Annotated in this window: 14 protein-coding genes and 1 pseudogene; 3 read left to right on the forward strand and 12 right to left on the reverse strand. The window is 61.7% G+C overall.

What is annotated here, in order from left to right:
• Genes efeO (C4J83_RS14335) through efeU form a run of 4 tightly spaced genes read right to left on the reverse strand, consistent with a single transcriptional unit; the run spans position 1 to position 4,226 of the window.
• Positions 1-819, reverse strand: coding sequence for an iron uptake system protein EfeO (gene efeO, locus C4J83_RS14335; RefSeq protein ID WP_106578068.1), 819 nt, complete (start codon positions 817-819; stop codon positions 1-3).
• A 26-nt stretch (positions 820-845) separates the two neighbouring features.
• Positions 846-2,153: an iron uptake transporter deferrochelatase/peroxidase subunit gene (gene efeB, locus C4J83_RS14340; protein WP_106578161.1), complete on the reverse strand. Its 1,308-nt coding sequence runs from the start codon at positions 2,151-2,153 to the stop codon at positions 846-848.
• A gap of 14 nt (positions 2,154-2,167) precedes the next feature.
• Entirely contained in the window at positions 2,168-3,370 is a 1,203-nt protein-coding gene (efeO, locus tag C4J83_RS14345; protein ID WP_124417392.1) for an iron uptake system protein EfeO, read from the reverse strand.
• A 10-nt stretch (positions 3,371-3,380) separates the two neighbouring features.
• A complete protein-coding gene (gene efeU, locus C4J83_RS14350; protein ID WP_106578070.1) occupies positions 3,381-4,226 on the reverse strand; it encodes an iron uptake transporter permease EfeU in 846 nt (281 codons plus the stop codon).
• 168 nt (positions 4,227-4,394) lie between these two features.
• Between efeU and C4J83_RS14355 the strand changes: the two genes are divergently transcribed.
• The 3 genes from C4J83_RS14355 (at position 4,395) to C4J83_RS14365 (ending at position 8,800) form a co-directional block, all read left to right on the forward strand.
• Positions 4,395-5,411 (forward strand): AraC family transcriptional regulator, encoded by a 1,017-nt coding sequence (locus tag C4J83_RS14355; RefSeq protein ID WP_124417393.1) that lies wholly within the window; start codon positions 4,395-4,397, stop codon positions 5,409-5,411.
• A 188-nt stretch (positions 5,412-5,599) separates the two neighbouring features.
• The gene (gene gad, locus C4J83_RS14360) at positions 5,600-7,030 is read left to right on the forward strand and encodes a glutamate decarboxylase (protein WP_106578072.1); all 1,431 of its coding nucleotides are present in this window, start codon (positions 5,600-5,602) and stop codon (positions 7,028-7,030) included.
• A gap of 69 nt (positions 7,031-7,099) precedes the next feature.
• Entirely contained in the window at positions 7,100-8,800 is a 1,701-nt protein-coding gene (locus C4J83_RS14365; protein ID WP_124417394.1) for an aspartate:alanine exchanger family transporter, read from the forward strand.
• An 850-nt stretch (positions 8,801-9,650) separates the two neighbouring features.
• On the opposite strand, the gene C4J83_RS14375 is transcribed toward C4J83_RS14365, so the two are convergent.
• The 8 genes and pseudogenes from C4J83_RS14375 to C4J83_RS14410 all read right to left on the reverse strand — a co-directional run bounded on the left by C4J83_RS14375 (position 9,651) and on the right by C4J83_RS14410 (position 21,487).
• The gene (locus tag C4J83_RS14375; protein WP_106578073.1) at positions 9,651-11,066 is read right to left on the reverse strand and encodes an efflux transporter outer membrane subunit; all 1,416 of its coding nucleotides are present in this window, start codon (positions 11,064-11,066) and stop codon (positions 9,651-9,653) included.
• Positions 11,063-14,229, reverse strand: a pseudogene (locus C4J83_RS14380) (efflux RND transporter permease subunit). The gene C4J83_RS14375 and the pseudogene C4J83_RS14380 overlap by 4 nt, the downstream one beginning before the upstream one ends.
• A gap of 15 nt (positions 14,230-14,244) precedes the next feature.
• The gene (mexE, locus tag C4J83_RS14385) at positions 14,245-15,486 is read right to left on the reverse strand and encodes a multidrug efflux RND transporter periplasmic adaptor subunit MexE (RefSeq protein ID WP_124417395.1); all 1,242 of its coding nucleotides are present in this window, start codon (positions 15,484-15,486) and stop codon (positions 14,245-14,247) included.
• Positions 15,487-15,693: 207 nt separating this feature from the next.
• A complete protein-coding gene (locus C4J83_RS14390) occupies positions 15,694-17,037 on the reverse strand; it encodes a TolC family outer membrane protein (protein ID WP_124417396.1) in 1,344 nt (447 codons plus the stop codon).
• Positions 17,038-17,059: 22 nt separating this feature from the next.
• Positions 17,060-18,577, reverse strand: a complete 1,518-nt coding sequence (locus tag C4J83_RS14395) for a DHA2 family efflux MFS transporter permease subunit (RefSeq protein ID WP_119740653.1) — start codon at positions 18,575-18,577, stop codon at positions 17,060-17,062.
• The gene (locus C4J83_RS14400) at positions 18,574-19,641 is read right to left on the reverse strand and encodes an HlyD family secretion protein (protein WP_106578077.1); all 1,068 of its coding nucleotides are present in this window, start codon (positions 19,639-19,641) and stop codon (positions 18,574-18,576) included. The genes C4J83_RS14395 and C4J83_RS14400 overlap by 4 nt, the downstream gene beginning before the upstream one ends.
• A gap of 27 nt (positions 19,642-19,668) precedes the next feature.
• On the reverse strand, positions 19,669-20,475 hold the full coding sequence (locus C4J83_RS14405; protein WP_124417397.1) for a DUF3050 domain-containing protein: 807 nt from the start codon (positions 20,473-20,475) through the stop codon (positions 19,669-19,671).
• Between the two features lie 61 nt (positions 20,476-20,536).
• Complete coding sequence (locus C4J83_RS14410) at positions 20,537-21,487, reverse strand: fatty acid desaturase family protein (protein WP_124417398.1); 951 nt, start codon at positions 21,485-21,487, stop codon at positions 20,537-20,539.
• Between the last annotated feature and the right edge of the window lie 10 nt (positions 21,488-21,497).

The following is a 21,497-nucleotide window of genomic DNA, read 5'->3' on the forward strand; positions in this document are numbered from 1 at the left end:
TCAGTTCAGGCCGAGCTTGCCGCGCAGGGTCGACAGGTCTTCAGCCAAGGTGTTGACCGGGCCTACCAGGGCCTTGCGGTCGTTTTCCTTCACTTTGTCGTAGGTTTCAAAGCCGCCATCCTTGGTTTTGTACTTGGCCAGGATTTTGTCTACGGCAGCGAAGTTCTTGTCGACTTTGGTCAGGAAGACCTTGTCTTGCTTCTCGAGCTGACCACGGAACAGGTCGACGATTTTCTTCGCGCCGTCGATGTTGCCCTGGAAGTCATACAGGTCGGTGTGGCTGTAACGGTCTTCCTCACCGGAAATCTTGGTGGCAGCCACTTCTTCCAGCAGGGCAGCAGCACCGCCGACCACTTTCTCAGGTGGGAAGGTCAGGCCGTCAACCCGGGTTTTCAGGTCGTTGACGTCAGTGTTGAGTTTGGCGGTCAGCGCTTCGAGGCCTTTGGTGGTCTTCTCGGAGAACAGCACGTACTCGATGCGGTGGAAACCGGTGAAGTCTTCGGCGGTCACGCCTTTTTCGTGATCGTCAACGCGCGAGTCAATCGAGGCGTCGAGGTCGCTGAACAGCTCGGCGATCGGCTCGATGGACTCGTAGTGAACACGGGTCGGGGCGTAGAGCTTCTGGGCGGTTGCCAGGTCGCCTTTATTGATAGCGTCGGTGAACGCCTTGGTCTGGGTGACCAGCTCACCGATTTCTTCGGTGACGTAGATCTTGTAGTCCGACACCGGGCCTACCAGGTCCAGAGGCGCGGTAGCGGCGAATGCTGCCAGCGGCGAGAGGGTCATTAACAACGACAACGCGATGGTCGACTTCTTCATGGGACGTTTTTCCGCTCTGGTTTGTTTTAGGTGTTGGCAGTGGTTTGAGGGTGCGTTGCAGCGAGCAGCGTGCGCCCGATGAAATCCGCAGGCCCGGTGACCCCCGGCAAGGTGAAGAAATACCCGCCGCCGACTGGCTTGAGGTACTCCTCCAGAGGCTCGCCGTTGAGCCGGGTTTGCACGCTGATAAAGCCTTTCTCCAGGTCAGCCTGGTAGCAGATGAACAACAGCCCCATGTCCAGCTGACCGTTTTTATTGACGCCGTTGGAGTAGTTGAACGGCCGACGCAGGATCAGGTTGGCCTGAGTCTGCGGGGTGCGCGGGTTGGCCAGGCGGATGTGAGCATCGAGCTTGGTCAGCTTGCCTTCCGGGTCCTTGCTGTAGTCGGGAACCTGGGTTTCCTTGTCGCCATCCATGGGCGCGCCGGTGGGTTTGATGCGCCCGATAATGCTTTCCTGCTCTTGCAGCGGGGTACGGTCCCAGCGCTCGACGAAATTGCGGATGATGCGCACGGCCTGGTAGCTGCCGTTGGCGGCCCAGGCGGGTTCGTCGCTGCCGGGCTGCACCCAGACAATCTGGTCCATGGCCTTGTCGTCGTTGGAGTTCGGGTTGGCCGAACCGTCACGAAAACCGAGAAAATTGCGCGCGCTCTGCGCAGGCTCGCCGGGTTTGGCTGGCGCCTGCGGCGGCACGCTGCCTTCCTGTTTCCAGCGCACCAGCAGCAGGTCCGGCAGGTTTTTGACGATGTCGCGCAGGGCGTGGATATTGGTGTCCGGGGTGTTTGAGCTGAACTGCAGGCTCAGGTCGCCGTGGCACTGCGCCGGCTCCAATGCGTCGTTGGGGAAGCCGACCATGCGGCTCAGGCGCTTGGGTTTGACGGCGGTGAGGCCGAAGCGCTCATCGAACAGCGACTCGCCGACGGACACGGTGATGGTCAGGTTATCCGGCGTGACCACCGGGCCCAGAATGCCGGAATCGGTAGGCGGCAGTTTCGGGTCGACCTGCGGCACGGTGCCGCCGGTCATCAGGAAGCTGATGCGCTCGTTCAAGGTGCGAAACAGACGCTCCAGGTCTTCGCGATCAGTGGCCAGTACGTCGAATGCCACCAGCATGCCGCAGGCCGGGCGTGGGGTGACGATGCCGCTCTGGTGCTTGCCGAAAAAATCGTGGTGGTCCTGCGTCTTGTCACTGCGTGGTGCAGTGGTGACTTGCTCGGCCGCCGCAGCCGCCATGGCCGGGCAGCTCAAGCTGCTGCCGGCAATCGCGGCGCCGGTGGCCGCCATGCCCAACAGGACACGGCGACGTTGCGCGGAAAACTGTTCTGAATCACTCATGTAGTAGGTCGTCTTCACTGCAGGCCGGAAAGGCCAAGGGCGGGGTCGATTCCATCGAGTGCAACGGCCAGAGCCTTGGCCTTGTCGGCGATCTGCTTGCGCTGATCGGCGGTGACGCTGTCGTAGCGGCTGTACTGGCCGTCGACTTTCAACGCATTGAGCTCGGTATCGAAGGCGGCGAGGGCACCGTCGATTTTCGGCAGCAGGTCAGCTGCGGATTTGGTCAGCAGCGGGCGCATCAGCTCGACCACCTTGTGGGCGGCTTCCAGGTTGGCGGCAAAGCCATTCAGGTCGATGTGGCTGTAGCGTTCCTCTTCACCGCTGGCGGCGCGTACATCCGCCAGGCTGTTGAGGTTGCGCACCACAATGCTCACCAGTTGTTCCGGTGGCAGCGATTGGGCCAGCAGTTGTTGCTTGAGCGTGGTGACGTCGGTGACCAGGCGTTGCGCAATCGGGGCCAGGCTCTCCAGGCTGTGCTGCTGGAACAGGCTGTATTCGAGGCGATGGAAGCCGCTGAACGCCGGGTCTTGCTCGCGTTTTTCAAAGTAGTCGGCGCGTGCGTTGATGGCGTTATCCAGCTCGGCCAGGCGTTGCGAAGCCGGCGCCAGGCGCTGGTAGGCCTCACGGGCCGGCACGTAGAGCGCCTGCGCCTGAGCCAGGTCGCCGGCTTCAATGGCCTGGGCCAGCGCCGTAACGGCCTTGACCAGCGCACTGCCCTGGCCGCTCAGGTACACGCGGAACTCCGACAGCGGGCCGATAAACGCCACCATCGACGGCTTGGCCTTGGCCTGGGCGTCGGACTCAGCCGTCGGCGTCACGTGCAACGTGCCGCGCGGGTTGCTCAACAGCCCGCAGGTGATTGCATAGTCGCCGGGCAGCAGGTTGGCGTTGATCACCTGGCTCAGGCCGGGGGCGATATTTTCGCGCTCCTCGATCACCAGCACGCCGTCGAGGATTTCCCACTCCACCGCGCGGTCGGAGCGGTTGATGATGCGAAAGCTCGCGTGCCCGGCGGGCACGGTCAACGCGTTGGGTTCGCAGGCGTGGCCATGGATGGTCACCGCGATTTCATTGTGGTTGGTCTGACGTTTGGCGGCGGCCAATTGCGAGGCGTAATAGAACAGCGCACCGGCGCCGATCATCACGACCACCGAGCCGGCCACCGCCCAGCGCAGGGCGCGGGAAGGCAGAGCCGGTTGAGGGGTTGGGTTGGACAAGAGACGGTCCTTACTGGCTGGAAACGGAAGAGGTGTTAGCGACAGGCTTGGGTGGGGCGGACGGCAGGAAGAACATCACCAGCGCCACCACCAGGTAAATCAGATAGGCGCCCAGGGTGCTGATGGTCGGTGCATCCTGATAGCCGAACATCCCGGCCAGCACCGAGCCCAACGGGCCATCCATCGGCAGTGTCGCGCTGAAATCGAACAACACGGTTTGCAGGTGATTCCACACCCCGGCTTCGTGCAGGGCTTGAACCGAGTTGGCGAGGATGCCGGCGGCCACCACCAGGATGAACAAGCCGGTCCAGCGAAAGAACGCACCCAGGTTCAAGCGCATGCTGCCGGTGTAGATCAGGAAACCGACGACGATCGCCAGGATCAGGCCGAGCAGGGCGCCAATCGGCGCGCCCGGGCCTTCGCTCTGCTGGAACACCGCGAGCAGGAAGAACACCGTCTCCAGGCCTTCACGGGCCACGGCGAAAAACACCATGGCAATCAGCGCGATCACCTGATGCTTGGAGCCGGCCAGCGCGTGGTCCAGGGATTCGTGCAGGGAATGCTTGATGGAGCGCGCTACTTTGCGCATCCAGAACACCATCGAGCTGAGAATGCCGACGGCCACCAGGCCGACCACACCCTCGAACAATTCCTGTTGTTTTTGCGGGAATTCGGCGCTGACCAGCTCCAGGCCGCCGCCTACCAGCAGGGCCAGGGCAGCGGCGAGGAACACGCCGATCCATACTGCGGGCATCCACTGACCGCGGCCGGTTTGTTGCAGGTAACTGGCGATGATGCCAACGATCAATGCTGCTTCAATGCCTTCGCGCAGCATGATTAGAAAGGGAACGAGCATTCGGCACCGCATCATGGCTGGATAGGATGCTAATTTGTAACATAATGATACTCATTACTAAACAGGGAATGTTGCGCTTTGCTGAACTGCGGCTGAACGGTGGTGGCGAATCGCAACCGCCCTTATGATGCACCCCATCTTCATGTACAGCCGATAAGCCCATTTCCCATGTCGGAAAAAGACAGCATTTCCATCCACCTCGTGCGCGAAGCCCTGTTGCAGAGCTGCGGGCCGGGGGCGGCCACGGTTGAAGCGTTGAGCAAGGTCGGGATTGATCCGGCCTGGCTCGAGCAGCCCGGTGCCCGCGTGCCGGCCACCGCTTACGCGCGCTTGTGGCGGTTGCTGGCGCGGCGCACGGATGATGAATTTTTTGGGATGGACCCGCGCAAGCTCAAGTCCGGCAGCCTGGCGTTCCTGTGCCGCGCCGCCATGGCGCAACCCAATCTGGGCGCGGCCCTGCAAACCGGCCTGGGGTTTCTGTCCCTGATGCTTGAGCAAATGCCCGCGCAGTTGGTGCACCAACAGAGCCTGGCGGAAATCGTGTTGGCGGAACCTGCGCCCAAACGCGCGTTTACCTACTTCACCTATTGGATGATTGTGCACGGCGTCGCCTGTTGGCTGGCCGGCCGGCGCATTCCGATCCTTGCGATTGAGCTGCGCTGTGCGCAGCCGGACTTTTACGACGATTACCGGGTGATGTTCTCTGACAACCTGCGTTTTGATCGGCCGCGCACGCGCATGATCTTTTCTGCAGACTGCCTGGACGTGCCGATCAAGCGCAGCCCGGAAGAACTCAAGCGCTTTCTTGCCCATGCGCCGGCCAACATATTGGTCAAGTACCGCGACCCGGATAGCCTGGCCACGCGCATCAAGCACGATCTACGCCAGATGCCCGCCGATACCTGGCCGGAAACCGAGGGCTTGGCGGCCAACTTGTGTATTTCGGCGTCGACCCTGCGTCGCCGCCTGGCGGATGAAGGCCAGACCTATCAGGGGCTCAAAGACAGCGTGCGCAAGGAGCTGGCGATTGTCTGGCTGGCAGAGCCACAGGTCAGCTTCGCCGAAATCGCCGGGCGTTTGGGGTTTGCCGACACCAGTTCGTTCTACAAGGCGTTTCGCAAGTGGTCCGGGTCCAACCCCGGGCATTACCGCAGCTTGATATTGAACGAAGCGGTGAGCCAATAGGTCATTGGAACGCTGCGTGGCCTGTGCAAGCCGTTACCCGCAGCTTCAATGACCCAGGTCACTTTCCGGCGCTCGCGTTTGTGTGATAGTCGGCGCAACCGTTCCATCGCTTGTCTCCTGACGCAGCCTGATCGGCACTTGTCGCGATCAACGTCTACGCCATTTCCCTCATTCAAGAGCAGGATTTCATGGCACTTCACAAAACCGTAGAAACCCAAGACCAAGCCATCGAAGACGTGTATTCGAGCGGTTCGTCCCAGCACACCTTGCCCAAGTACCGTTTGCCGAACCACTCGACCACGCCGTCGGCAGCCTACAACCTGGTGCGCGATGAGCTGTTGCTCGACGGTAACTCGCGCCAGAACCTGGCGACCTTCTGCACCACGTGGGTCGAGCCCGAAGTGAAGCAGTTGATGGCCGACGCTCTCGACAAAAACATGATCGACAAGGACGAGTACCCGCAAACCGCCGAGATTGAAAACCGCTGCGTGCACATCATTGCCGACCTCTGGCACGCGCCCAAATCCTGGCAAACCGTGGGTTGTTCGACCACAGGGTCCAGCGAAGCGGCCATGCTTGGCGGCCTGGCCCTGAAGTGGAGCTGGAAAAAACGCCGCGAAGCCGCGGGCCTGCCGACTGACAAACCGAACTTCGTGTGCGGGCCGGTGCAGATCTGCTGGAAAAAATTCGCCCGCTATTTCGACGTGGAAATTCGTGAAGTGCCCTTGCGCGGTGACGCCTTGGGCCTGCTGCCGGCCGACCTGCGGGAATATTGCGACGAGAACACCATCGGCGTGGTCGCGACCTTGGGCGTGACTTTCACCGGTATCTACGAACCCGTGGCCGCGCTGGCCGCCGAGCTGGACGCGATGCAGCGCGACCTCGGCCTGGACATTCCGATACATGTTGATGCGGCCAGTGGCGGGTTTATCGCCCCGTTCATCCAGCAAACGCTGCAATGGGATTTTGTGATCGAACGGGTCAAGTCGATCAACGCCTCGGGCCACAAATACGGGTTGGCGCCGCTTGGCGTGGGCTGGGTGATTTGGCGCTCGACCGAAGATCTGCCGGAAGAATTGATCTTCTACGTGGACTATCTGGGCGGCAACATGGCGACCTTCGCGCTGAATTTCAGCCGGCCGGGCGGTGAGATCATTGCCCAGTACTACAACTTCCTGCGGCTGGGGCGCGACGGCTACACGCGTATTCAACAAGCCTGCTCCGACACGGCGCAGTGGCTGGCTGCGCAAATCGGCAAGTTTGCCCCGCTGGAATTGGTGTATGACGGCAAAGACGGGCTGCCGGCGGTCTGCTACAAGCTCAAGGACGGCATCGACCATGGCTTCAGCCTGTATGACCTGTCCGAGCGCGTGCGCATGCGCGGGTGGCAGATCGCGTCCTACCCACTGCCTTCAGACCGCCAGAATATCGTGGTGCAACGCATTCTGGTCCGCCATGGCGTGAGCCGCGACCTGGTGGCGCTGTTGCTAGATGATTTGCGCAAGGCTATCGAGTATCTGCAGAAAAACCCGGTGGCCAATTCCGACGCCGGGCCGAGTTTCAGCCACGGCGCAATCGCCGACCCCGTGATCCCGGCAGACACCCCTAACCTGGCCTGACACACCTCACGCTCACCGGGCCTTGAGGCCCGGTGCCTCAAGTGTTTGCCTTGCCGGGTGCGAATCATCGTGACTGCCATTTTCAGTTTTCTGCACGACAACCCCTATATCCTGCTGTTTCTGGTGGTCGGCCTGTCCGTCTGGGTCGGGCGCGGCACCATCAAGGGGTATGGCTTGGGGGCGGTGGCCGGGGCCATCGTCATCGGTTGCGCCATTGCGACCTGGGCGTCTTACTACGGCGTGCATTTCGAGCTCGATAACTTCACCAAAAGCCTGTTTTATTACCTGTTCATGTACGGCGTCGGGCTGCGCGTGGGGCCCTCGTTTATTAATAGCCTCAAGGGCGATGGGCTGAAATTCACCTTTCTGGCGATACTGTCGTCGTTCCTCGGCTTGGGCATCGTGGTGCTGGGTGTGAAGCTCTTGTCACTGCCGGTGGGCGCCGCTGGCGGTATTCTTGCCGGTTCACAAACCATGTCCGCGGCCATCGGCTCGGCGGAGCAAGCCCTCACCTCCGGCGTCGTCCCGCTGCCGCCGGGCACTACGGTTGCCGCCGCGACGGCCATGATCGCGTTGTCCTATGGCATCACCTACATCTGGGGCACGGTCGGCATCATCCTGATCTGCAAATACCTGCCGCGCTGGTGGGGGGTGGATGCACGCAAGGCGGCCAAGGCGTATGAAGTCGAACACGGCGTGCCCAATGTCGATGACGCCGGGCTCAGTGGCTATCGGCCTTTCGACTTGCGTGCGTACCGATTGGTGAACAGTGAATGGGTGGGGCAGACCATCGCGCAGTTCCGCCAGCAATTTGCGCTGTACCAGATTGAGAATGTCGAGCGCGGCGATCAGTTGCTTGGCGCCGATCCCGCACTGGTGCTGCAGCTGGGCGATATCATTGCCCTGGGGGGCAGCCTCGATGCGCTGACCGATCACATGGGCCTGATCGGGCCGGAAGTGCCGGACGCCCGGGCGCTCAACATCCCGCTGGACGAGGCGGTGATTCTGGTGACCCACCGTGATGCGATCGGCAAGCAGCTCAAGCAGTTCAGCCAGTCATCGATTGCCGGACAGGTGCAGCTGGTGGGCATCGAACGCGGCGGCGCGCCCATTCCCCTGGGGCTAGAAACACGCCTGCAACGCCTGGATGTGATGCACCTGATCGGCTTGCGTACCGCCATCGACAAAGCCACGGCGTTACTCGGCAAGGCAGGGCGGCCAAGTACCGCGACCGATTTGCTGACGCTGTCACTGGGCATGGTGTTGGGGTTGCTGATCGGTCTGATCCAAGTGCCGGCGTTCGGTGCAGCGGTGGGCCTGGGTAACGCGGGCGGCTTGCTGGTGTCGGGGATTATCGTCTCGTCACTGGTGTCACGCGTGCGCTTTTTTGGTAATACACCCAACGCCGCCCGCAACATTCTTGAAGACATGGGGCTGATTTTCTTTGTCGCCATCGTGGGAGTGAACGCTGGCGCCAACCTGGTTTCACAAATCAGCCCGATCATCGCGTTGAAGATCTTTGTACTCGGCTTTGTCGCCTGCACCGTTCCGCCGTTTATCGTCTGGGCGGTGGGGTTTCATGTGTTCAAGATCAACCCGGCAATCCTCATGGGCGGCGTGGCGGGCGCGCGCAGCCACTCCGGGCCGGCACGTGAGGCCGCCAAGGAAATCGACAGCAGCGTGCCCTGGATCGGTTTTCCTGTGGCGTATGCGGTGTCGGGCATTTTGCTCACGGTGTTTGGGTATTTTGCCATGGTGCTTGCGCGGTAGTGGTTTGAGGGGGCATATCCGTTATTTAGGTAACGGCGGCTTATGGTTCCGCTCTTACAGCGGGTCACTTTTTTACAAACGCCTAAAAAAGTAACCAAAAAACGCTTTGCCCCACCACTCGGTGCCTCGCCTAGGCTCGGCATGCCCGCACTCCGGCACGCTTGCGCGGCTAAATCGGCATCCTTGCCGATTTACCCGCTCCACCGTGCCTACTTGCGGCCATCGTGGTTGACGGGGCCCGCAGATCAAGATCAAAAGCACGCAGCCTCGCTGGCGCTCGACAGCTGCTACGGGTGGGGTGGCTCTGCTTTTCTGTGGGAGCTGGCTTGCCTGCGATGCAGACAACTCGGTCTTCCAGATACACCGAAGCGATGCTATCGCCGGCAAGCCAGCTCCTACAGTGGATCGTGCCCGCTTTAGCTTTTGATTTTGCTCTTCAACACTCAAGCCGGCCGGTAGGCCGCTGTGCTCTTGCTGTTGATCTTGATCTTAGGCGCCCCGTTAAACCACGCTGGCCGAACGCAGGCTTTGGAGCGTGGGTAACCCGGCAGGACGCCGGGTTAGCCGTCCTGGGCCAAGGATGGCCCATGACGGCGGCCCACGGTCCAAAGCCTGCGTGAGGGCACACCGAGCCTAGGCGAGGTGCCGAGTGGTGGGGCAAGAGCGTTTTGCTTACTTTTGCGCTTTTCAAAAGTGAGCCGCTGTCAGAGCGGAACCAATAGCAGCCCTGAGCGAAATAAAGGATATGCACACACCACAAGCGAGCAAAAAAAAGCCCCGCGACCGAATGACGGCACGGGGCTAAAAATTGGCTGGATGCGACCAACCAAAGGAGCTCTATTAAGTCAAATCACTTGGCACTGGCAATCGTGGTACTCGGCTGCCACCCACCGCCCAGCGCCTTGTAGATCGCGACAATCCCGCGATACAAGTCCACTTCGGCCTGGGCCTGGGAGTCTTCAGCGGCCAGACGCTCACGTTGCGCGTCAAGCAGCACCAGGAAATCCACCGTGCCTTCGCGGTAGCGGATCGCCGCAAGGTCGGCCGCCGCGCGACTTGATTCACTCTGACGGATCAGCGAGACCAGGCGCTGCTGGCGTTTGCCGTAATCACTGAAAGCATTTTCCGATTCTTCCAACGCCAGCAGCACTTGTTGCTCATAGGTTGCCAGGGCGCCATCGGCCTCGGCGTTCGCGCCGCGCAACCGCGCACGCACGCTGCCCAGGTCAAACGCCGCCCAGGTAATGCTTGGGCCGAGGGACCAGGCATTCGCTGCGGCAGACCCGATCTGCGAACCGCGCCCGGCCGTAAAGCCGAGGAAGCCGCTGAGGCTGACCCGTGGGAACAGGTCGGCCTTGGCCACGCCGATACGCGCGGTGGCGGCCGCCAGTTTGCGTTCGGCACTGAGGATGTCCGGACGACGCTGCAGCAGCTGCCCCGGGTCGCCAATGGGCAACGCCTTGGCAATCGCCGGCAGGTCTTTGGGGCTCAGGTCCACAGTCAGCTTGTCGGGGCGCTGGCCGAGGAGGGTGGCGATGCGGTTACGCTCGCGCACTTGCTCGGCCTGCAGTTGCGGCACGCTGGCTTCAACCGCGGCCAGGCGTGCGTCGGCGCGTTCCACATCGAGCTGATCACCGACGCCGGCATCGCGCAGGCTGACGGTAATGGTGCGCGATTCCTGCTGGTTCTTCAGGTTGTCCAGGGCGATGCGTTCACGCAATTGCGCACCGCGCAGTTGACCGTAGGCGTCCACCAGCTCGGCAATCATGGTGACTTGCAGTTGGTACAGGTCGGCTTCGGCAACCTGTTGGTCAGCATCGCTGGCTTCCAGGTTGCGGCGGATGCGGCCGAATAAATCCACTTCCCAGGCCATGTCCAGGCCCAGGTCGTAGCGCTCGCTGTTGACGCGCTTGGTGGTCTGGCCCGGGATCTGGCCTTTGCCCACGTCGCTGCTGGCACGGCTGGTGACCACCGGCATGATGTCGTTGGCCGCGTCATCGCGAATTGCACGCGCCGCTCGCAGACGGGCAAAGGCTACGCGCAAGTCGCGGTTACCGTTCAACGACTGGGTCACCAGTTGGTCGAGGGTCGGGTCGTCGAACTGCTGCCACCAGATGCCTTCGTACTTGGCGTGGTCATAACTTTTGGTGTCGGCGGCGGCCGTGATGTTGGCCGCCTCCAGTTTCTCGGTTTTGTAATCCGGACCCACGGCACAAGCGCTCAGCGCCAATACCAGCAAGCTCGGCAGGAATACTTTCACGCTCATTGCTGTGTCTCCAGCTTCAAGGCCTTGGCCGCTTTGCGCGCTTCCTGGCGCTCCACATAGCGACGGATCAGTACGTAGAACACTGGCGTCAGCAACAGACCGAAGAAGGTCACGCCGATCATCCCGGAGAACACCGCCACACCCATGGCATGACGCATCTCGGCACCGGCACCGCTGGACAACACCAGGGGCACCACGCCCATGATGAACGCGAACGAGGTCATCAGAATCGGCCGCAGACGCAAGCGGCAGGCTTCCAGTACCGCGGCCAGTGGGTCGAGCCCCTCGGCCTGTTTATCCTTGGCGAATTCGACGATCAGAATCGCGTTCTTGCACGCCAGGCCCACCAGTACGATCAAGCCGATCTGGGTGAAGATGTTGTTGTCGCCGCCCGAGATGATTACCCCGGTAATGGCCGACAGCAGCGTCATCGGTACGATCAGGATCACCGCCAGTGGCAGGCTCCAGCTTTCGTATTGGGCGGCCAGTACCAGGAACGCCAGCAGTACGCAGAGCGGGAACACGAACAGCGCGGTGTTGCCCGAGAGGATTTGCTGATAAGTCAGGTCAGTCCACTCGTAGGTCATGCCGTTGGGCAGTTCCTCTTTCAGCAGCTTCTCAATCGCGGCCTGGGCCTGGCCGGAGCTGTAGCCCGGTGCGGCGTTGCCGTTGATTTCAGCGGTGATAAAGCCGTTGTAGTGCATCACGCGGTCCGGGCCCGAGGTGTCGCTGACCTTGATAAAGGTCGCCAGCGGGATCATCTCGCCCTTGTTGTTACGCACTTTCAGCTGGCCGATCTGGTCTTCATCCTGGCGGAACTGTTGCTCGGCCTGCACGTTGACCTGATAGGTACGCCCGAAACGGTTGAAGTCGTTGGCATACAGCGAACCCAGGTAAATCTGCAGGGTGTCGAAGATGTCGCTGACGGCCACGCCGTGGGTCTTGGCTTTTTCACGGTCGATGGCCGCATCAACCTGCGGCACGTTGACCGTGTAGCTGGTGAACAGGCCGAACAATTCAGGCACGCCACGGCTTTTGGTGATGACGTTCTGCACTTCTTTGTACAGCTCGTCGTAACCCAGGTTGCCACGGTCCTCGATCTGCAGACGGAACCCGCCAATCGTGCCCAGGCCCTGTACCGGCGGCGGTGGGAAGATCGCCATGTAGGCTTCTTCGATGCTGCTGTACTTGCCGTTCAGTGCACCGGCAATCGCGCCGGCCGACAGGCTCGGGTCTTTACGTTCATCGAACGGCTTCAAGGTCACGAACACGATGCCGTTGTTCGGGCTGTTGGTAAAACCGTTGATCGACAGGCCGGGGAAGGCGATCGCGCTTTCCACGCCCGGCTGCTTCATGGCGATGTCCGACATGCGCTTGATCACATCTTCGTCGCGGCGTCCGGCAATTGCGCGAAGGCCACCAGGTACTGCTTGTCCTGGGCCGGTACGAAACCGGTGGGGGTATGGGCGAAACCCAACCAGGTCAGCACCATCAGCCCGGCGTACAGGAACAGCGCGATGCCGCTGCCGCGAATCACCCGGCGTACGGTGCCGACGTAACCATGGCTGGCCTTCTCGAAGAATCGGTTGAACGGACGGAACAACCAGCCGCCGAACACCTTGTCGAGTGCCTTGGAAAAACGGTCCTTGGGGGCGTTATGACCCTTGAGCAAGACGGCAGCCAGGGCCGGGGACAAGGTCAGCGAGTTGAACGCCGAGATCACCGTCGAAATCGCAATGGTCAAGGCGAACTGCTTGTAGAACTGCCCGGTCAAGCCGCTGATAAACGCTGCCGGAATGAACACCGCACACAGCACCAACGCAGTGGCGATGATCGGGCCGGTCACTTCGCTCATGGCTTTTTCAGTGGCCGGGAACGGTTCCAGTCCCAACTCGATGTTACGTTCGACGTTCTCCACCACCACGATGGCGTCGTCCACCACGATACCAATCGCCAACACCAGTCCGAACAGCGACAGCGCATTGAGCGAGAAGCCAAACAGGTGCATCACCGCAAAGGTACCGATCAACGAAACCGGCACTGCCACCAGCGGAATGATCGACGCGCGCCAGGTCTGCAGGAACAGGATCACCACCAGCACTACCAGGATCAGTGCTTCAAACAGGGTATGAACCACGGCTTCGATGGAACCGCGCACGAAGACCGTCGGGTCATAGGCGATGCGGTAATCCATGCCTTCCGGGAAGCTCTGTTTCAGCTCCGCCATCTTGGCGCGCACTTCATTGGAGATGTCGATGGCGTTGGAGCCGGGGCGCTGGAAGATCGGGATCGCCACAGCCGGCTGGTTGTCGATCAACGAACGCAGGGCGTACTGGCTGGAACCCAGCTCAACCCGCGCGATGTCTTTCAACCGCGTGATTTCGCCGTTGGCGCCGGCACGAATCACGATATTTTCGAACTCTTCCTCAGTGACCAGGCGGCCCTGAGTGTTGACCGACAGTTGGAAGCTGGTGTCATTGGGTGCAGGTTGCGCGCCCAATGCACCGGCCGCCACCTGGCGGTTCTGCTCGCGAATGGCCGTAACCACATCCGTGGCGGTCAGGTTGCGCGAGGCGGTCTTGTTCGGGTCCAGCCACACACGCAGGGAGTAGTCGCCCATGCCGAACAACTGCACGTCGCCCACACCGCCCAGCCGCGCCAACTCATCCTTGATGTTGAGGATCGCGTAGTTGGACAGGTAGAGCATGTTGTAGCGCTGATCCGGGGAGGTGATGTGCACCACCATGGTCAGGTCGGGAGACGCCTTGTCTACGGTGATACCGATGCGCGTCACTTCCTCAGGCAGTTTTGGCTGAGTCCGTGTCACACGGTTCTGCACCTGTACCTGCGCGTTGTCCAGGTCGGTGCCCAGGGCGAAGGTGATGGTCAGGGTCAGTTTGCCGTCGGCGGTCGACTGCGAGGACATGTACAGCATGTTCTCGACGCCGGTGATGGCTTGCTCCAGCGGAGCGGCCACGGTTTCACCGATGACTTTAGGGTTGGCGCCCGGGAAGTTGGCGCGTACCACGACGGTCGGCGGTACCACTTCCGGGTATTCGCTGATCGGCAGCTGGAACAGCGAGATCGCGCCGGCAATCAGGATCAACAGCGACAGCACCGCTGCGAAGATCGGCCGCGAAATGAAGAACTTGGAAAAATTCATCTTGAGTTGTATCCCTTAACCGCGTGGAGTCGCGACGCTGGCAACTTTTGGCGCGGCTTTATCCGGCGCCACTTGCTCCAGGTTGCTGGCTTCAAGCGCTTGTCGTTGTTGTGCCAAGGCGGCGAGGGTTTCCTTGCTGGCCATCGGGATCGTTTCCGGCGCAACCGGCGAGCCCGGGCGAATGCGCTGCAGGCCCTTCACGACGATGGTGTCGTCCTTGTTCAAACCGCTGCGCACGATGCGCAGGCCTTCGATCTTCGGCCCCAGTTCCACCGAGCGATACGCAGGCTTGTCGCCGTCCATCACCAGCACGAACTTCTTGCCAAGGTCAGTGCCGACGGCTTCATCGTTGATCAGCACGGCGGAGTAAGTGCCGCTGCCGACCAGCTTCAAGCGTGCATACAGGCCCGGGGTGTATTCGCCCTTGCTGTTATCGAACACGGCGCGACCACGGATGGTGCCGGTGGCCGGGTTGACCTGGTTGTCGACGAAGTTCATCTGGCCCAGGTGCGGGTTGCCGGTTTCGTTGGACAGGCCCAGGTACACCGGAGTGGTTGCACCACGACGGCCTTCGCGCGCCAGCTGGGTGTACTTGAGGTACACGCGCTCATCGGCGTCGAAGTAGGCGTAGACCTTGTCGGTGGAGACCACGCTGGTCAGCGCGGTGACGTCGGCGGTCACCAGGTTGCCGGCGGTGATTTCGGCACGGCTGACACGGCCGCTGATCGGTGCGGTCACGCGGGTAAAGCTCAGGTTCAACTTGGCCAGGTCCAGCTGCGCCTGAATCCCGGCCACTGCGGCGCGGGCTTCCTGGGCGGCGGTGGTGCGCGAGTCGGCCAGTTCGGCGGAGATCGCATTGCTCTGACGCAGGCGGTCGCCACGTTGCGCTTCGTTATCGCTACGGGTGGCGGCGGCTTTGGTTTGGGCAAGCTGGGCTTCGAGGCGGCGCACTTCAGCCTGGAACGGACGCGGGTCGATCTGGAACAGCAAGTCGCCCTTTTTCACCAGGGCGCCTTCGGTGAAGGCCACCTGGTCGATCTGGCCGGACACGCGCGGACGGATCTGCACGGTTTCCGGAGCTTCCAGGCGACCGGTGAATTCGTCCCACTCGTTGACCGGTTGTTCGAGTACCTTGGCCACACTGACTTTCGCAGGAGGCATGGCGGCCGCTTGTTCCGGGGTCTTGCCGCATGCGCTCATCACCACCACGGCCAAAATCGCCAAGGGGAGGCGCAAATGTTTGAGTGACTGTTCCATGAAGTGCATCCGCCAATGTATTGAGATGGGCGGATCATGCGCGGCGAGGTGCTATGTCACGAATCGAATGAAGCAAAGGTAACTATCATTCGGAATGATATAAGCGCGAGATTAGCCCTCTAGGATGCGGGTTTCGTTAGGAAGCTATCAATAGGAGTGATGACAAAAGACTGTTGCGCGGGCTGCAAGGAACGCCCGCGCGGTTTTTCAGTCCAGCAGGCGGCTGACTTCGCGCAAACGCACCTCGCTCAGGTTGCCGGTGGAGGCCAGCAGGTTCAATTGGGCCAGCAAGATGCTGTAGCGCTGCTGGGCCAAACGCTGCTGGGTGTCGGTGACTTTCTGCTGCGCATCCAGCACGTCGGTGTTGATGCGTGAGCCGGCTTCAAAGCCGTGCGTGACCGACGCCAGGTTAACCTGGCTGGACTTGAGCGCCTGCTTGAGCGCCTGGTATTGGCTCATGCCGCTGGTGACTTGCAGGTACGCCTGGCGCGCCATCAACCCGGCGTTGCGGCGCGCGTCTTCAACCTCATCCAGGGCCTTGCTTTGCAGCGCATGGGCTTCGCGCACGCGGCTGCTGGTGCGGCCACCGCCGTAAAGCGGCACGCTCAACTTGACCCCGACCACGGTCTGGTTATAGCGGTTTTCCGGCAGCGTGACGTAGTACACATCGCCGCCCACCGAGGCAAAGCGGCCGTGGGCGGCGATCAGGTCGAGGGTCGGCAAGTGGCCGGCCTGTTCCTTGTCGATGTCCATTTCGGCCAGGCGCTGGGTGATTTGCGCGCGCTGCACGGCCAGGTTGCCTTGTTGCGCGGTGCTTGCCCATTCGCCGATGGCCGCAGGCACCGGGGCGCTGAATTGCGGCTCCTTGCCCGACCACGGCCGCGCCTGAGCGGCGGTCAATTGGGTCAGCGTTTCGGTGGCGATGTCCAGCGCGCCGCGTGCGGCAATCTGCTCGGCGAAGGCCTGGTCGTACTTGGCCTGCACCTGTTCGAGCGCATTGGCGGTAGCGGCGCCGTCGGCCAGTAAACGCCGTGTGCGGTCCTGGCTCTCCTGCAAGGTTTGCAGTTGTTGTGTGCGGGTGTTCAACAGCTCCTGGTTGAGCAACACCTCAAAATAGGCGCGGGCCACGCGCAGCATCAGGTCCTGGCGCGCTTGTTCGGTCTGCACTTCGCTGGCGCTGATCAGCAATTTGCTTTGGTCGTGGGCGATCACGTTCTGCCAGCGCAGCAGCGGCTGAGTGAGCACCACCGCGTAAGCATTGGTGTTGTTGCGGTTACGGTGGTAATCGTTGGAATCCTCGGCATCGACCCAGGCGGCGCCGCCCGTGACGGACAGGTCCGGCAGCAGGTTGGCGCGGCTTTGCGGTTCTTTTTCCGCCGTGGCCAGTTGCTGGGCCTGGGCGGCGGCGAACTTCATGTCGTGGCTCAGCGCTTTTTGATACAGCTGGTACAAGTCCTCTGCCGACGCGCAGGTCGGGCAGCAGGCGAGGGCAAGCCCGCCCAGGCAGGTGAGCAGGGTGAGGTGTTTTAGATGCAGCCCTGGAATACGCAAGGGTAGGTGCTCCACAAAAAAATTATCGGCTGAGGGTGCTTCTGCGCATCATCAGCACCATGGGAATGCCGATGGCCATAACGGCGCCCAAGGTGCCGAACAGCATGCTGAAGGCCAGCATTTGCGCTTGTTCACGCGCTTGCAGGTAGGGCATCAAGGCCAGGGCTTGTTGATGGCTGGCAAGGCTGAGCGAGAGGAACAGCGGGTTGGATTCCACGCCGCCCCAGCCATTGGCGATCAGGCTGGACTCGGTCACGTGCTCGGAGAGCAAGCGATAGCGCTCCCACGAAAACCGTGTGAGCAGCGTTGCAGCGATGGCGATGCCGACGCTGCCGCCCAGTTGGCGCATCAGGTTCAATACGCCCGAGGCGCCGGAGATCAACGTCAACGGCAGGCGGCGCATGGCCAGGTTGGTCAGCGGCACGAAGATCATGCCCAGGCCCAGCCCGCGGATCACCAGCGGCCAGTACAGCGTGTCCGGGTTGCTGTCGAGGGTGAACTGGGTGTGCAGGAACATCGCGTAGCAGTACATGACGATGCCCAAGGTCACGAACACGCGTTCGTCGATCTTGTTTTCCTGGGACAGCTTGCCGATCACCAAGGTACTGATGGCGCTGGCCACCGCCCCGGGGAAAATCACCAGCCCGCTCTGGTACGCGCTTTGCGCCAGCAACGTCTGCAAAAACAGCGGCACCATGAACAAGGTGCTGTACAGCCCGAAGCCCACGCAAAATGCGCAGATGCAGCCCATCAGGAACTCGCGGTTCTGAAACAGCGCGACGTTGACGATCGGGTTGGCCGCGCGCCGTTCCCACCAGAAAAAACCCACCAGGCTAAAGCTGCTGAGCAACAGGCAGGCCACGGTCCAGTTGGACTCCAGCCAGTCCCAATGCTCGCCGCGCTCGAGCAGGATCTGCAAACTGCCGACCCCCAGCGCCAACAGGCAGAAACCGCTGTAGTCAACACTGCTGGGTTTTTGCTCGTTGGCCGAATCGCCGATGCACAGCCAGCACAGCAACAGGGCCACGGCGCCGATGGGCACGTTGATCAGGAAGATCCAGTGCCATGACAAGGTGTCGATCAGATAGCCACCGACTGTCGGCCCAAGGGTCGGCCCCATCATTACGCCAACGCCGTACAGCGCCATGCCGCTGCTGACCTTTTCCTTGGGGAACACGTCGTAGATGATCGCCTGGGAAATCCCCAGCAAGCCGCCGCCCGCCAACCCCTGCAGCACCCGAAATGCCACCAGTTGCCACAGCTCAGCGGAGAACGCGCAGCCTACCGACGCCAGCACAAACACGGCCGTGGAGACCAGGTAATACCGGCGCCGCCCGAACCAGGCAGACAGCCAGCCGCTGACCGGCAGAATCACCACGTTGGCCACCACGTAGCCGGTGGAGACCCACGAGATTTCATCGACCGACGCCCCATAGGTGCCCATCAGGCTGGGAATCGCCACGTTGACGATGGTGACGTCCAGCAACTCCATCATCGACACCAGCGTCACGGTGAACGCAATCAGGTACGGCGACCTCATAGCGTTTGGCTGGCGTTGTGTGGCGTGGCGACTTCGACGAAGGCGCTCATGCCGGGGCTCAACACGGCCTTGTAGTCATCCGGCACGTCTTTGAGCGCGATCCGCACCTGGACGCGCTGCACCACCTTGGTGAAGTTGCCCGTGGCGTTTTCCTGGGGCAGCAGCGAGAACTTCGCCCCGGTCGCCGGTGCCAGGCTTTCGACTACGCCGTCGAAGGCGTGTCCGGGAAACGCATCCACCGTGACCTTGGCGTGTTGGCCGACGCGCACGCGGCCAACCTGGGTTTCCTTGAAGTTGGCAGTGATCCACAGCGGGTCGGTGGCAATCAGGCTCAAGAGCTTCTGGCCGGCGACCACGAACTGGCCGGGTTCAACCTCTTTTTTCGAGACAATACTGCGCACCGGCGCAGTCTGGCGGGCGTCATGCAATTTGATGCGGGCTTGCTCGAGTTCGGCTTGCGCCGCCGCGATCCGATAGTCCTGCACCTTGAGTTCGGCCTTGTTGGCCAGCGTGCTTTGCGCGGCGGCCTGGGCATTGCTGCGGGCCGCTTCCTGGGCATGGCTCAACGCGTCGAAACGCGCCTTGGCCAGCTCCAGGTCCTGAGTGCTGAGCACACCCTGGGCGCCCAGGCGCCGGGCACGTTGGTAGTCGTTGCGCGCCTGCTCCAGGTTGGCACTGGACTGCGCCAGCGCCGCTTGTGCGGCCTGGCGCATGGCGACTGCGCCGAGAATCTGACTGTCCAGCGCACCCGGGCTGCCGCTGCGTCCGGCGGCGGCGAGCAAGGCTTGCCACTGTGCTTCGCGCTGCTGCACCTGGTATTGATATTCGCTGTCGCGTATCTGAAACAGCAGGTCGCCGCTTTCCACGGTGACGTTATCCATCACCGGCACGCTCATCACCACACCCGAGAGCTTGGCCCGCACCGGGATGATCACGCCGTCGAGTTCGGCGTTGTCGGTGCTCACGTAGGCGCTGGAATACTGCCAGCGCTGCCAGCCGAGCAGCAGCAACCCACCCACCACGGCGACGCACAGTGTCATTTTTATAAGCTTGCCTTTGGTCATGTCCTACTCCCTGTGTTCATGCGAGGCTCAGACGCTGTGTTCAACCTGACGCACAGGGCGGTCAGCGGCGTGTTGCGCTTTTTCCTGGAGGAAGTGATGCACGCCATCCCACAGGTCGATGCGCGAGTTGATCGCGGTCTTGGCGCTTTCGATCATGTGTTGGTGTTGCGCGGGCGTGGTGACGATTTCGGCGATGATGCGCTTGGCCGCCGGGCCGTGATCGTCGCCGTCCATTTCGATGTGGCGCTTGAGGTAATACGTGAGCATCGGCACATCGGTTTCACGCACCGACCATTGCGACAGCAGCCGGCCGAACATGTCGGGGATGATGTCTTCACGGCCAAAGAAGAAGTACGCCAGCACCGCTTCGGTCGAGCCGTGCTGCGCCACATCGAGGGTCTGGCACATGAACACTTTGGCGGCCAGTGGAATGTCGCGGTCGTTGAGGGCCTTGGCCAGCGGCACCTTGGCCTGGATGGCAGCGAGGAAGCGCCGGAACACCGAACTGTCGGCGCCGATTTCATCCATTGCCGTGAGGTACAGGTCCAGGTGGCTGATAAAGCCGCCGTCCGGGTGTTCGTCGGTTTCTTCGCCCACCACGATTTCATTGATCAAGCGCGCGGCGGTGATGTGCACCGGCGGCACCCACGGCAACTCGACGCAGGTCAGATCGCGCTGGATGCGCTTGAGCAAGGTCATGAAATCCCACACGGCGAACACGTGGAATTCCATCAGCGTGCGCACGTCTTCAACCGTGCGGATAGTGGCGAACAGCGGGTGGCTGAATAACTGCTTGCGTTCGGTTTCGATGTGGCTGTCGATATCAAAAGGCATACATGCTCCTGCAGCCTGAGTCTTCAGGCGGGAAATCCATTCGGAATGTTTGGGTGAGTGTTCAGTCGTTTACCGTGTCTCCACGGTAGGGATGGCGGCGGGTGGCGTACTTGAAGGACGCGACGAAGTGCTTTTCCAGTAAGTACTGCCGGTCTGTGTACCAGCCCGCGTCCAGCAGTTGGCGGTGCACTTTTGGCAGGCGCCAGCACGGCACCGCGGGATAAAAGTGATGCTCCAGGTGAAAGTTCGCGCCGGCGTGCAGCCAGGTGCACAGCCGCGAGGTGCGCGAGCGCGCTGGCGGTGCTTCATCGCCTTCGCTGAACGCATGTTCCTGATAGGCATTGAAGGCCGAGACCAGGAACGCCACCGCAAGGCTCGCGCAAAACCCCAGCAGCAACCCATCGATCTGCCACAGCGCCACGGCGTACACGCACAACCAGCCCACCTGGCAGGCGATGTTGCAGCGCGCCAGCCGTTGCACCTGCGCCGCGCTCAAGGGCAGCGGCGAAGGGCTGCTCAGTGGGCCGAACGCCAGGCGCACGGTGGCTTGCAGGTAGTTCGAGGTTGCGAGCAAACGCGACAGCGCGATGCGGCTTGCCAGCGTGCGATAGCGCGAGAAGTGCCGGTAGTCCGGGTCTTTGGCGCTGTTGCTGTAGCGATGATGTTGCCAATGGTCGACGAAGTAACCGGTCACGCAGAACCCCGGCAGCAGCGAACTGGTAAGAATGCCCAGGTAGCAGCTGTGCATCGGGTTACCGCTCAGGTTGAAGTGGAAGCCTTCATGCCCAAGGATCGCTTGCAGAAACAATCCGTACCCGGCCACGACCAGCAAGGGCGAACACAGCAGCACCCACACGGTGGGCGCCGTGTTAGCCACCCACACAAACAGGGCAAGGGGCAGCAGGTACAGGCACACGGCGTAAGCGATGATCAGCAGCGACTCGCCCGTGCGCGCCTTGAACAAGGCGCGGTCGAGACGGACCTGGGGCTTGGGGTGCAGTTGTCTGGCCATTGGCGAGGCG

Source organism: Pseudomonas sp. LBUM920 (genome assembly GCF_003852315.1).
Taxonomy (GTDB): Bacteria; Pseudomonadota; Gammaproteobacteria; order Pseudomonadales; family Pseudomonadaceae; genus Aquipseudomonas.

Coding starts and splice junctions, on each gene's coding strand:
- efeO (WP_106578068.1), bottom strand. CDS start 819: ATGAAGAAGTCGACCATCGCGTTGTCGTTGTTAATGACCCTCTCGCCG.
- mexE (WP_124417395.1), bottom strand. CDS start 15,486: ATGGAACAGTCACTCAAACATTTGCGCCTCCCCTTGGCGATTTTGGCC.
- C4J83_RS14355 (WP_124417393.1), top strand. CDS start 4,395: ATGTCGGAAAAAGACAGCATTTCCATCCACCTCGTGCGCGAAGCCCTG.
- efeB (WP_106578161.1), bottom strand. CDS start 2,153: ATGAGTGATTCAGAACAGTTTTCCGCGCAACGTCGCCGTGTCCTGTTG.
- C4J83_RS14375 (WP_106578073.1), bottom strand. CDS start 11,066: ATGAGCGTGAAAGTATTCCTGCCGAGCTTGCTGGTATTGGCGCTGAGC.
- C4J83_RS14405 (WP_124417397.1), bottom strand. CDS start 20,475: ATGCCTTTTGATATCGACAGCCACATCGAAACCGAACGCAAGCAGTTA.
- C4J83_RS14400 (WP_106578077.1), bottom strand. CDS start 19,641: ATGACCAAAGGCAAGCTTATAAAAATGACACTGTGCGTCGCCGTGGTG.
- efeU (WP_106578070.1), bottom strand. CDS start 4,226: ATGCTCGTTCCCTTTCTAATCATGCTGCGCGAAGGCATTGAAGCAGCA.
- C4J83_RS14410 (WP_124417398.1), bottom strand. CDS start 21,487: ATGGCCAGACAACTGCACCCCAAGCCCCAGGTCCGTCTCGACCGCGCC.
- gad (WP_106578072.1), top strand. CDS start 5,600: ATGGCACTTCACAAAACCGTAGAAACCCAAGACCAAGCCATCGAAGAC.
- C4J83_RS14395 (WP_119740653.1), bottom strand. CDS start 18,577: ATGAGGTCGCCGTACCTGATTGCGTTCACCGTGACGCTGGTGTCGATG.